An 11,434-nucleotide genomic window follows, 5' to 3' on the forward strand; every position below is an offset into this window, starting at 1 on the left:
CCCCCCCCCCCCCCCGCCCCCCCCCCCCCCGCCCCCCCCGCCCCCCCCCCCCCCCCCCCCGCCGCCCGGGGGGGGGGGGGGGGCGGCGCCCCCCCCCCCCCCGCGCCGGTGACACAGGAACGTGTGGCATGGTTCTGCCCGTCAGCTGGAGGGCTGAGCGTCGGCCGGATCACGCGGCCGGTCTGCCGGCCCCCGCGTCACCCCGCCCGGCGCAGCGCCGGAGCGGCGCGCCGAGCGAGGGAACCGCGTCCCCGTGCGGCGCGGACCCGAGACCCGACAGGACGAGGCACTCACCCATGAGCACCGACGGCACGATCACGCCCGAGAACACCCCGGGCCAGCCGGGGGCGACCGCCGCCGGCACCACGACGGCCCCCGCGGCCGACCCCGCCGACACCACGGGCGCTGCGGACCCGACCTCCGGTGAGGAGGGCGAGCCGAGCTGGGTCAGCCGGCACACCGGCACGCTGATCGCGCTGATGGTGGCGGTCATCGTCGTCGCGGTGGCGATCACCGGGCTGATCCTGTGGCGCGACCGGATCGCCGACCGCAACGCCGAGACCGAGGCGGCGTTCCGCGAGTCGGTGACGGCGCAGGGCGCCGAGGTGTCGACCGTGGAGTGCAACGGTGACATCTGCAGCGCGATCATCGGCGGCTCGGCCTACACCGTGCTCGTCCAGGAGGACGAGCAGGGCGTCAAGCAGTTCGGCGTCGCCGCCTTCACCGGTCGCTGACCCGCGCTCTCCAGCGCCCCGCCGTCCATCCGGGCGGCGGGGCGCTGTCGTTCGTCCGGTGCTCGGCTGGGGCGGTGCAGGCCAGTGGGTCGGGTGGGACGGCGGCGCGTGCAGCCTGACCGGTGGCGGCTGCCCACCCACCTAGCGTGGACGTCGATCCGCTGCGCCGCCGACCGAGAGCAGGCTCCTCCCGTGCACCACCCCGCCGTCCGGCGTCCCCGTCGCGTCCTCCGAGCCGCCCTGCTGATCGGCGCGGTGCTGGCCGGCGCGGTCGGCTGCGGTGGGGGAACCGCACCGGTGGCCGAGCCGGCGCCCACGACGTCCGCCCCGCCACCGCCGCCGCCACCTCCGGTGCTGTGGCCGCTGACCGGGGTGGAGAGCGGTGCGGTGCCGCCCCGCCCGGCGCTCGCGGTGAAGATCGAGAACTCCGTCTCCGCGCGGCCGCAGACCGGGCTCAACGCCGCCGACATGGTCTGGGAAGAGGTCGTCGAGGGCGGCATCACCCGCTACGTCGCCGTCTACCACTCCACGTTGCCGCCGCAGATCGGGCCGGTGCGCTCGGTGCGGCCGATGGATGCCGCGATCGCCGGCCCGTTGCACGGCCTGTTCGCGTTCTCCGGCGGGCAGCGGCCGTTCATCGACGCCGTGGCCGCCGCTGGGCTTCAGGTGATCAGCCAGGACGCCGGGGCACCCGGGTTCATGCGGATCAGCACCCGTTCCGCGCCGCACAACGTCTACGCCGACCCGGCGGCGCTGGTCGGCCAGGCCGATGCCGGGCACCTCGCGCCGCCTCCGCCGGCGTTCGAGGTGGCCGGTGCGGGTGCCCAGCCCACCGCCGTCCTCGCTGGTGCCCCGGCGACGACGGTGCAGCTGAAGCTGACCGGGGTGAGCCGGCCCCAGTGGACCTGGAGCCCGCCGGACGGCCGGTGGGTCCGTGCCGAGGGCACCACGCCGGCGGTCGAGGCCGATGGGACGCCGCTGCGGGCGGTGAACGTCGTGGTGCTGCGGGTCGACGTGCAGAACACCAGCTACCTGGACCCGGCCGGCAACCCGGTGCCGGAGACGGTGCTGACCGGGACGGGTGCCGCGGTGGTGGCGACCGGTGGGCACACCCTGCAGGCGACCTGGACCAAGGCCGGCGTCGCCGACCGGGTGATCCTGATTGGGCCCGACGGCATGCCGGTGCAGCTGGGGGCGGGTAACACGTGGGTCGAGCTGGTGCCCAACGGCACCGGGGACGTCGTCGTCGGCTGAGAACCCACTTCGTGCGACGGCGACCCGAGGAGCACGTCCAGCGATCTAGTGCTCTGCTCACCCCGGGTGAGCAGAGCACTAGATCGCCAGCAGCCTTCCCCGGTGATCAGTCGTAGGGGTTGGTGAGCACCGGGCGGGCCTGCAGGACGGTGAAGCTGACCGGTGGGCCGTCGGTCGTGGTGGTGCCGGGGACGTCGGCCTGGACGCCGCCGTCGACGGAGAAGGTCGCGCCCCACGTGGTGGTGAGGTTCGCGGTGTAGGTGCCCGAGTCGTACTCGTGGGTGATCGAGTGGTCCGGGTACGGGGCGCCGGGGTGGTCGGTGGTGAGAGTGGCGCCGTCGCCGGTGTGCCAGGTGTAGCCGGTGGCGGTGGCGACGATGACCACGCTGAAGCCCCGGATGTCGACGGTGAAGGTCTGGATCGCCGGGCTGTCGGTGTAGAAGATGACCGGCAGGTTGGTGAGGGCGTTGCCCGGTGGCTGCTGGCGGGTCGCGAGCTCCGGCAGCGGCAGGGTCTGGAAGTAGCGGAACACCTCATCCGGCGACGGCGGCGGGTTCAGGTCCGTCACGTCCACACACGAGAAGCCCTCGTTGACGGTGGGGCCGTAGGGCTCTCCAGCGTCCGTTCCGTTGGTCGGCTCGATTCCATCGATCTCGCGGCCGTCAGCCTGAGCCACTCGCTGGCGGAGGACGATGACCCCGATGATCAGCCGGCCGTCCACCGGTTCGCACGCAGCCGCACCTCGTTCACAGCCACCGAGTGGCCCGTCCGTGAGATCACAGGGCCGCGCGAGGTAGTACGTCCACTCAGCAGGGACTCCATTGCTTGCATTGCGCAGCGCGGATCCGGGCGCGCCAGAGACGACGCTGGCGGTGATCGTTCCCCTGCCGAAGCTGGCTGTAGGACTTTCTGGGCAGTCCCATACGCCGCATGCCTTTGCTGGCCAGGCTGGCGCGAGGCTCGCCAAGATGATGGTCCCTATCAGGGCGATGCTCCACGGGCCCCTCACTAGTTCACCAGGAGCTGATTCACGACCCAGTACTGCTGACTGGAGCTCCAAGTCATGCTTGCGCCAACGCTCACGCCCGTGACGAGACCAGAGCCGCGATCAGGAACAGGCTGTCCGCTCCTATCGACGACGGTGATCGGGGCCTGCTCTAAGGAAAAGGCGGCTTCGGCGATGTTTCCACGAATTGCAGGGGGGCCTGACAGATCGATAGTCACCTCTCCGCCCGCAGAGTGGAATCCTGTCGCAGCATCCTCGTCGGCTCGCTGGGCGAGGAAGTTGCAAAAGTCGCAGTCGCGACTCAGGTCTCTCAAAGCCTCCCCGCCTACGTTCGCCTGGTGGGTGATCAGGTCGAGGTAGTAGCGGAGGCCGGCTTCGGCGCCCTCGGGGGTCATCTCCCGCGCCTCATCCGGCATCGGGAAGTCCGGTGGGCCCAGTGGCGGCAGCGCGTCAGCCGAAGCCGTCGTGCTGCTCATCGACGGCAGTGTCTGGTTGGCCTGCTGCTCGCTCGAGCAGCCCGTCAGCACCGCCGCACCGATGGTCAGCGCCGCCGCCAGTCGAACCCGCCGCATCCGTCGTCCTCCCGAGTGCCTGCGCACAGTTGCCGGGAGACTACGCAGCTACGCCGCCCGGCCGCCGCCGTCGTCACCCGATCTGTGGACAGGCATGCGAACGCCCCGCTCCGGGAGGCAGGGGAACGGGGCGTCCCACCGACTTCGGCCCGAACGCACGCATCGGTTCAGTCACGTAGCGGCGTGATCGCGGCGGATCGTCGTCCCACCACGGACAATGGCCCGGATGTCTCGACAGGCCGACCCCGGCGACCAGCTTCCGCTGCCCTTCCCGCCGACGAGGGGGGAGAGGGGCCGGCAGGTGGTCCGCAGGGCCGGGCACGTCTCTGCCCGCGTGCTCAGTGTCGTCATGCGCTGGGCACTCCGGATCGCGCTCCCGCTCCTCGGGGCAGCCGCCGCGCTGCAGGCCTTCCCCTACCACGCCACGGTCCAGGGCATCCCGTTCGAGGTGCAGGGAAGCCTCTTCAACCGCCCGGTCCTGTCGGCCGACACCACCCTGGGCAACTGGGAGTTCCCCGACTTCGTCGACCTCCCCATCGGCGTGCACATCTCGCCGGAGGACGTCGACATCCTGCAGATCACCCGCGCCGCCGCCGGTGATCTACCCGCCTTCGTCGAACGGCTGCAGGCCGACTTCGCCGCCCAGGTGCCACGGATCGCCACCTGGCTGCTCGCCGAGGCCCTCATCGGTATCGCCTTCGGTCTGGCCGCCGCCGCGGCCGTCAACATGTCCGTCCGGTACCTGCGCGGCCGGCCCCGCCGACCGTCCGAACTGCGGCACCGGGCCAAGCAACTGGGCGCCGCGGGGCTGGCCCTGGCCGCCGTCTCCGTCTACGGCATCGTCAGCTACAACCCCGACTGGGTGCGTGAGTCACGGCTCACCGGCTCACTGGCCGCCGCTCAGCTGTTCCCCGAGCAGCTGAGCCAGTACTACTCGCAGCGGTCCAAGGCCCTCGACGTGCTCGGTTCGGTGGTCGGTATCCAGGCCGAGCTGCAGTCCCAGGTCGAGGACAGCCAGACCCCGCAGCCGGCGCTGCAGATCATGTACATCTCCGACATGCACCTGGCGGCCAACTACCCGCTGGTTGCCCAGTACGCCGCCACCTACGACGTCGACCTGATCATCAACACCGGGGACGAGGGCGCCTTCGGCCCCGCCTTCGAGCTGACCCCCGGCTACCTGGACGCGCTACGGGCGGTCACCGCGGAGACCCCGATGCTCTGGATCGCCGGCAACCACGACTCGCCGGACACCGAGCGCGTCATGCGCACGATCCCCGGGGTCACCGTGCTCGGCAGCAAGACCACCACCGCCGACGGGTTCGACGTCACCGCCGGCCTCGTCGACGCCTTCGGCCTCACCGTCGCCGGCCTCCCCGACCCCCGGGTCTACGGAGGCCCCGGCGAGTACGGCGCCGACGCGGCGTCGGTCGTCGAACCGCTGCAGCGGCGCGCCGTCCAGGAAGCCCTCGAGGTGGACGCCCCCACGGCGGTGGCCGCTCCCACGACCGCGGGCCCGGCGGCGAACGGTGGCCCGCCCGCGGACGGCAGCCCGCCCGTCGACGGAGCCGTCGCGGGCGGCGACGGCGACGGCGAGGCCATCGACACCACCCCGATCGACGTCTTCGCCGTCCACGAGCCGGTCGCCGCCGAGGAGGTGCGGGAGGTGCTGGAGAACGACGTGCGGCTGACCGTCTCCGGCCACGTGCACCGGCAGAACGCCAGCGACGAGCTGCAGGGCGACGACGGGACGATCAACCTGATCGAGGGCTCCACCGGCGCGGGCGGCCTGGACAACATCGTCCGCGGCGAGGACCGGCCGCCGATCAGCTTCTCCATCGGCTTCGTCTCCGAGGCCTGTCAGTTCACCCGGATCATGCGGTTCCAGGTGACCCCGGAGGACACCGCCGTCCTCACCGACCCGGCCACGGCGGCCGAGGTGCCGCGGGCTCCGGAGGCGTTCGGCGACGACGTCACCGCCTCCACCGTCTTCTTCCGCCCGCAGGACATCGACCCCGACCGCACCTGCGCCGTCGACCTGGGCATCAGCGACGAGCGCCCCTGGCCGACCGCCGACTGACACCGCGCCGACTGACACCGCGCCGACTGACACCACGCAGACTGGGCCGGTGCCAGCCAGACGCAGCGCCGGGATCCTGCTCCACCGATCCGGAGCGGCCGGCCCCGAGGTGCTGATCGGGCACATGGGCGGGCCGTTCTGGGCGCGCCGGGACGACGGCGGCTGGTCGATCCCGAAGGGCGAGCTCGCACCCGGGGAGGACCCGTTCGCCGTCGCGCTGCGGGAGTTCGCCGAGGAACTCGGGTCGCCGGTGCCGGCGGAGGAGTTCGCGCCGCTGGGCGAGGCCCGGGTGACCAGCAGCAAGGTGCTCGCCGTCTGGGCCGCCGAGGGCGACCTGGACGCCGACGCCGCGGTGAGCAACACCTTCTCCCTCGAGTGGCCACCGCGCTCCGGGCGGATGCAGGAGTTCCCCGAGATCGACCGCGCCGCCTGGTTCGACCTGGACACCGCCCGGGGCAAGCTGGTGAAGGGGCAGGTCGTCTTCCTCGACCGCCTGGCCGCCCACCTCGCCCAGCCCTGAGCGCCGCCTCCCGCGCCGAAGTGGCCACTTCGGCGCCCGAGCGGGACGCCGAAGTGGCCACTTTGGCGAAAAGGAAGGCGCGCCAAAGTGGCCACTTTGGTGAAACGGTCGGGGCTAGTCGCCCTTGACGTTCACCACCTGGCGCAGCGTGTGCCGAATGTCCACCAGGTCGGCGGCGTCGCGCATGACGACGTCGATGTCCTTGTAGGCGTTCGGGTGCTCGTCGAGGAAGGCGTCCGAGTGCCCCCAGGCGATGCCGGCCATCCGCGCGTCCAGGTCCGACCGGCTGAACAGCCGCCGTGCCGCGTTGCGCGAGTGGTTGCGGCCCGCGCCGTGCGGTGAGGACATCAGCGCCGCCTCGTTGCCCAGCCCCTCGACCACGTAGGACGCCGCGCCCATCGACCCCGGGATCAGCCCCGGCTGGCCCTTCCGCGCGGAGATGGCGCCCTTGCGGGACAGCCACACGTCACGTCCGGCGTGCCGCTCCCGCTCGGTGTAGTTGTGGTGGCACTGCACCGTCTCCAGCCGCTCGACGTCCTCCCGCAGGAACCGCCCCACCTGCTCGACGACGCGGTCCATCATCTCCTCGCGGTTCAGCCAGGCGAACCGCTGCGCCCAGCGCAGGGCCTCGATGTAGGCGTCGAACTCCGGCGTCCCCTCCACCAGGTAGGCGAGGTCCCGGTCGGGCAGCTCGATGCCCTGCGCCCGGCACCACTCCTGCGCCCGGCGGATGTGCACCGACGCCAGCTTGTTGCCCACGCCGCGCGAGCCGGAGTGCAGGAAGAGCCAGACCCGGTCCTGCTCGTCCAGCGACACCTCGATGAAGTGGTTGCCCGAACCGAGGGATCCCAGCTGCAGCGGCCAGTTGCCCGCTGCCCCGTTCGCCTGGTCGGCGCCGGGCAGCGCCCGCAGCTCCGCGACGCGCGGCTCGGCGGTCGACCGCACCTGCTTGTTGTAGCGCCCGGCCGACAGCGGGACCGACCGCGAGATCTGCCCGTGCAGCACGCTGAGGTCGCGGCCGGCGAGGTCGGCGGCGTCGAACTGGGTGCGCACGGCGCTCATCCCGCAGCCGATGTCGACCCCGACCGCGGCCGGGATGATCGCGCCCTCGGTCGGGATGACCGAGCCGACGGTCGCGCCCTTGCCGAGGTGGGCGTCGGGCATCAGCGCCAGGTAGGGCTGGATGAACGGCATCGTCGCGGTCCGCTCGGCCTGCTCGCGGGTGCTCGGCTCGAGGATGGACGCCCAGCTCAGCAGGCGTCCGTTGATCTGCTCCATGGTCCTTTCTCTTCTCCGTCGGGGGAGGGGTGGCGCTGCGCAGCCGGTGCAGTCAACGCGCTGACCGCGGGTCGTGCACGCCCTTTACCCGGCCTTGGACGCCGGACGCACGATCAGCCCGGGGGCGGACCCGCGGACGGCGCACAATCACCCGACGGGCGGACGCGCGGGGAGGGCTGGACGGGGTGGACTTGGGATCGTCCACCGCACCGACCGAGGAGAACTCCCGTGCTCGCACACCACCCGGCCGCCTCCCGCCCCCGGCAGGAGGACGACGGCGTGGTGTCCTCGGCGGACCAGCGCCCGGACGCCCGGCCCGCGCGCAGGCGCCCGTGGTGGGCCCGGCTGGTGCGCCGGCTGATCGCGGCCGCGCTGGTCCTGGCCGTCCTCGGTGTCGCGTTGCTCGGCGTGGCCTGGGTGGTGACCCCGGACGTCGGTGACGCGCGGGACCGGGTCACCGAGCGGCTGGCCGACGCCAGCGCCACCCCGCTGGCGGGCGAGCTGCCTGAGCGGGTGGTGGCCGCCGTGCTGGCCACCGAGGACAGCCGGTTCGCCGACCACGTCGGGATCGACTGGCGGGGTGCGCTGCGGGCGCCGATCGGTGCGGTGACCGGGGAGGACCTCGGCGGGTCGACGCTGAACCAGCAGCTGGCCAAGAACGTCTACGAGAACGGTGAGGCCGGGGTGCTCGACCGGGTGTCGGCGGTGGTGCTCGCGCTGAAGCTGGACGCCGAGTGGTCCAAGGAGGACCTGCTGCGGATGTACCTCGACGACGCCTACTTCGGCCACGGTTTCACCGGGGTGGTCGACGCCGCCCAGGGCTACTTCGGCCGGGCGCCGGACGAGCTGAGCTGGGCGCAGGCCAGCCTGCTCGCCGGGCTGCTGCAGGCGCCCAGCGCCTACGACCCGCTGGAGTACCCGGAGCGGGCGGCCGCCCGGCAGGCGCACGTGCTCGACCGGCTGGTGGACGTCGGGGAGCTGACCCGGGCCGAGGCCGACGACGTCGCCGCCGACGACTGGGCGCTGACCGGCGGCTGACCCGGCGCCCCGCCGTTTCTGCCGCGCGCCGCCCGGGCACCGGGCAGGCGACAGCGGAGATGACGGAGGGAACCCCATGCAGGTCGGCTACAAGCTCGCCACCGAGGCGTTCGGCCCACAGCAGATCATCGAGCACACGGTGGCGGCCGAGGAGGCCGGCTTCGACTTCGTCGAGCTGAGCGACCACTACCACCCGTGGCTGGAGGAGCAGGGCCACAGCGGGTTCACCTGGTCGATGCTGGGCGCCATGGCCGCGCGCACCTCGCGGATCCAGCTCGCCACCGGCGTCACCTGCCCGATGATCCGGTACCACCCCGCGGTGATCGCCCAGGCCGCGGCGACCGTGCAGATCATCTCCGGCAACCGGTTCACCCTGGGCATCGGCTCCGGTGAGCGGCTCAACGAGCACGTCGTCGGCGGCGGCTGGCCGGCCGTGCGGATCCGGCACCACATGCTCCGCGAGGCGCTGGAGATCATCAACCTGCTGTGGCAGGGCGGCTACCAGTCCTACGAGGGGAAGTACCTCACCCTGGAGGACGCCCGGGTGTTCGACCTGCCCGAGCAGCTGCCGGTGATCGCCGTCGCCGCCGGTGGGCCGGGCGCGGCGAAGCTGGCCGCCGAGCACGGCAGCGGCCTGTTCGCCACCGACGCCGACCCGTCGCTGGTGACGGCCTACACCGAGCACGGTGGGAGCGGGCCCCGGTACGCGGAGGTGCCGATGTCGTGGGCGCAGAGCGAGGACGCCGCCGTGCAGGAGGCCCTGGAGAAGAGCCGCTGGGCGCTGAGCGGCTGGCCGGTGATGAGCGAGCTGCCCAACCCGGTGAACTTCGACGCCGCGAGCAGCACGGTCACCGCCGAGGACATCAAGGGCCAGTTCTCCTGCGGCCCCGACCTCGATGCGCACGTGCAGCAGGCCCAGCCCTACGTCGACGCCGGCTTCGACCACCTCGTCCTGCAGAACACCGGCCCGGACCCCGAGGGGTTCATGCAGGTCTGCAAGGACGAGCTGATCGAGCGGGTCCGGTCCCTCACCCCGTCGTCCTGATGCCGGTGGTGCCCCCGCCGGCCGGCGCGGGCACCACCCCCGGACGCCGCGACGGTCACCGATGAGCCGCGAGGAACGCTGGGAACGGCGGCTGGCGCTGCCGGTGCTGATCGCTGCCCTGGCCTCGATCCCGGCGATGTTCCTGACCTTCGCCGGGGGCACGCTGGGCACCGCCGGCCGGACCATCGACGCCATCAGCGGCCTGGTGCTGGTGGCCGAGTCGGTCGTGCTGCTGTCGGTGGCCGAGGACAAGCGTGCCTGGATCCGGGCCCACCGCGGGATGCTGCTGCTCACCCTCGGGGTGGTGGTCGCGATCGTGCTCGCCGTCGGGCCGGTGCAGGTGCTGCGGCTGATCCGCACGGTCGGTGCGCTGCGGGTGCTGCGCGCCGGCCGGATCGTGCGGGCCGCGCGGGTGCTGGCCGCACGGATGGGGCTGGCCGGCCGGGGCGCGCACCTGTTCGCCGGGATCGCCGGGACGCTGGTCGCCGTCTTCGTCGGGGTGGTGCTGGCCGACCCGACGTCGCGGTCCCGGTCGCTGCTGACCGCGGTGGTCGGTCCGATCGACACCCCGGTGGTCGTGGTGCTGTCGGTGCTGGCCGGGGCGTTGCTCGGCGGCGCGACCTACCTGCTCGCCCGGGACAGCGAGGAGGACGACGAGGACGAGGACGACGACGGGGCCGGGGACGACGACGGGGACGACGAGGCCGGGACCGGAGAGGACGCCCGGCCCGCCGCCACCGGCTAGGTGTACTGACCGGAGACGTTGGTCGAGCACGTGTGACCACAGGACCTGATCCACGGGTCTTGCGGAGGTCCTCATGTCCCACGCTGATGCCGCGCTGACCCCACGCCACCGCCTTCACCGGCGACGTGGCCGGCACCCGCGCGCTCGCCCCGGGGCTCCGCGACTCCCGGAGCCACCTGGAGGCGGTGGACCGGAAGTCGTGACCGGCGGTGGTTGGGGCAGCGCCCCCCGGGGCACCCACCAGTTTCAACCGCAGCGAGACGTGAGGAGGCAGTCATGGGGCTGTTCGGCAAGATGGCCAAGGCCGGCGTGGCGAAGAAGGCGATGAACGAGGCGCGCAAGCCGCAGAACCAGCAGAAGCTCAAGAGCGCGTTCTCGTCGTTGACCAACCGCGGCAAGAGCGGTGGCAAGTCGAGCGGCACGCGCCGCGGCTGACCCCGTGAGCGGGGGGACGGCGGGTCATCCTGCCGACCTCCGCAGCGTTCCTGCCACGGGGCGGGGAACCGCGAGCTGAGGGCACGGACGGCGGCGAGACTGCCGTCCGTGCCCCTCGACGTCCCGCTGCCCAGCTCCGCCGCCGCCCGCGCTGCCCGCGAGGTGCCCGCGGCCTTCTCCTCGCCCGCGTTGCTGGCCCACTGCGACCGCTCGTACCTCTGGGCCGCGGCGTACGGCCAGGCGCACGGCATCGACTTCGACGCCGAACTGCTCTACGTCGCCGCGATGCTGCACGACCTCGGTCTGGTGCCGGTGTTCGACAGCGCCACCGAGCCGTTCGAGGAGGCCGGGGGCGCGATCGCCTGGGTCTTCGCCGCCGGCGCGGGCTGGAGCGCCGACCGGCGGCGCCGGGTCTCCGACGTGATCGTCGCGCACATGGCGGCCGAGGTCGACGTCGAGGCCGACCCGGAGGGACACCTGCTCGAACTGGCGACCGGCCTGGACGTCTCCGGCCGGCGGCCCGAGGACTGGCCGGCCGCCATCCGCACGGAGGTGCTGGCCCGCCACCCGCGGATCGGGTTGGCCGAGGAGTTCCTCGGCTGCTTCACCGCGCAGGCCCGGCGCAAGCCCGCCTCGCTCGCCGGGCAGTTCGTCGCGGGCGGGTTCGCCCAGCGGGTCCGGGCCAATCCGCTGGACCGCTGACCGCACCGTCCTGGGACGAGCGAAC

General features: G+C 72.9%; 12 protein-coding genes. 9 read left to right on the forward strand and 3 right to left on the reverse strand.

Going from position 1 to position 11,434, the window contains the following annotated elements; translation table 11 throughout:
• The first annotated feature begins 296 nt into the window (after positions 1–296).
• Together ACI79U_RS08210 and ACI79U_RS08215 are read left to right on the forward strand one after the other, a co-directional pair.
• Complete coding sequence (locus ACI79U_RS08210) at positions 297–734, forward strand: hypothetical protein (protein WP_457069726.1); 438 nt, start codon at positions 297–299, stop codon at positions 732–734.
• 192 nt (positions 735–926) lie between these two features.
• Positions 927–1,988 carry a DUF3048 domain-containing protein gene (locus ACI79U_RS08215; protein ID WP_457069728.1) on the forward strand — a complete coding sequence of 354 codons (1,062 nt, stop codon included), beginning with the start codon at positions 927–929 and terminating at the stop codon, positions 1,986–1,988.
• Positions 1,989–2,094: 106 nt separating this feature from the next.
• Here the strand turns inward: ACI79U_RS08215 and ACI79U_RS08220 are convergent, their stop codons facing one another.
• Together ACI79U_RS08220 and ACI79U_RS08225 are read right to left on the reverse strand one after the other, a co-directional pair.
• Entirely contained in the window at positions 2,095–2,556 is a 462-nt protein-coding gene (locus ACI79U_RS08220) for a hypothetical protein (RefSeq protein WP_457069730.1), read from the reverse strand.
• Between the two features lie 440 nt (positions 2,557–2,996).
• Entirely contained in the window at positions 2,997–3,566 is a 570-nt protein-coding gene (locus tag ACI79U_RS08225) for a hypothetical protein (protein WP_457069732.1), read from the reverse strand.
• 349 nt (positions 3,567–3,915) lie between these two features.
• On the opposite strand from ACI79U_RS08225, the gene ACI79U_RS08230 reads away from it, so the two are divergent.
• Complete coding sequence (locus ACI79U_RS08230; protein WP_457069734.1) at positions 3,916–5,646, forward strand: metallophosphoesterase family protein; 1,731 nt, start codon at positions 3,916–3,918, stop codon at positions 5,644–5,646.
• A gap of 49 nt (positions 5,647–5,695) precedes the next feature.
• Positions 5,696–6,166: an NUDIX domain-containing protein gene (locus ACI79U_RS08235; RefSeq protein WP_457069736.1), complete on the forward strand. Its 471-nt coding sequence runs from the start codon at positions 5,696–5,698 to the stop codon at positions 6,164–6,166.
• 114 nt (positions 6,167–6,280) lie between these two features.
• On the opposite strand, the gene ACI79U_RS08240 is transcribed toward ACI79U_RS08235, so the two are convergent.
• Positions 6,281–7,444, reverse strand: coding sequence for an RtcB family protein (locus ACI79U_RS08240; RefSeq protein ID WP_457069738.1), 1,164 nt, complete (start codon positions 7,442–7,444; stop codon positions 6,281–6,283).
• Positions 7,445–7,672: 228 nt separating this feature from the next.
• On the opposite strand from ACI79U_RS08240, the gene ACI79U_RS08245 reads away from it, so the two are divergent.
• The 5 genes from ACI79U_RS08245 (at position 7,673) to ACI79U_RS08265 (ending at position 11,409) form a co-directional block, all read left to right on the forward strand.
• Positions 7,673–8,482, forward strand: a complete 810-nt coding sequence (locus tag ACI79U_RS08245; protein ID WP_457069740.1) for a transglycosylase domain-containing protein — start codon at positions 7,673–7,675, stop codon at positions 8,480–8,482.
• A 76-nt stretch (positions 8,483–8,558) separates the two neighbouring features.
• Positions 8,559–9,527, forward strand: a complete 969-nt coding sequence (locus ACI79U_RS08250; protein ID WP_457069742.1) for a TIGR03557 family F420-dependent LLM class oxidoreductase — start codon at positions 8,559–8,561, stop codon at positions 9,525–9,527.
• 61 nt (positions 9,528–9,588) lie between these two features.
• Complete coding sequence (locus tag ACI79U_RS08255; protein WP_457069744.1) at positions 9,589–10,272, forward strand: hypothetical protein; 684 nt, start codon at positions 9,589–9,591, stop codon at positions 10,270–10,272.
• 276 nt (positions 10,273–10,548) lie between these two features.
• Complete coding sequence (locus ACI79U_RS08260; RefSeq protein ID WP_457069746.1) at positions 10,549–10,707, forward strand: hypothetical protein; 159 nt, start codon at positions 10,549–10,551, stop codon at positions 10,705–10,707.
• A gap of 108 nt (positions 10,708–10,815) precedes the next feature.
• Positions 10,816–11,409: an HD domain-containing protein gene (locus ACI79U_RS08265; protein WP_457069748.1), complete on the forward strand. Its 594-nt coding sequence runs from the start codon at positions 10,816–10,818 to the stop codon at positions 11,407–11,409.
• Positions 11,410–11,434 lie beyond the last annotated feature (25 nt).

The organism is Modestobacter sp. SYSU DS0904, from assembly GCF_054051115.1.

What these genes read in the sequence shown, in the direction of transcription:
- ACI79U_RS08210 (WP_457069726.1), top strand. Translation starts at nt 297, where the DNA reads ATGAGCACCGACGGCACGATCACGCCCGAGAACACCCCGGGCCAGCCG.
- ACI79U_RS08225 (WP_457069732.1), bottom strand. Translation starts at nt 3,566, where the DNA reads ATGCGGCGGGTTCGACTGGCGGCGGCGCTGACCATCGGTGCGGCGGTG.
- ACI79U_RS08230 (WP_457069734.1), top strand. Translation starts at nt 3,916, where the DNA reads ATGCGCTGGGCACTCCGGATCGCGCTCCCGCTCCTCGGGGCAGCCGCC.
- ACI79U_RS08240 (WP_457069738.1), bottom strand. Translation starts at nt 7,444, where the DNA reads ATGGAGCAGATCAACGGACGCCTGCTGAGCTGGGCGTCCATCCTCGAG.
- ACI79U_RS08250 (WP_457069742.1), top strand. Translation starts at nt 8,559, where the DNA reads ATGCAGGTCGGCTACAAGCTCGCCACCGAGGCGTTCGGCCCACAGCAG.
- ACI79U_RS08255 (WP_457069744.1), top strand. Translation starts at nt 9,589, where the DNA reads ATGAGCCGCGAGGAACGCTGGGAACGGCGGCTGGCGCTGCCGGTGCTG.
- ACI79U_RS08260 (WP_457069746.1), top strand. Translation starts at nt 10,549, where the DNA reads ATGGGGCTGTTCGGCAAGATGGCCAAGGCCGGCGTGGCGAAGAAGGCG.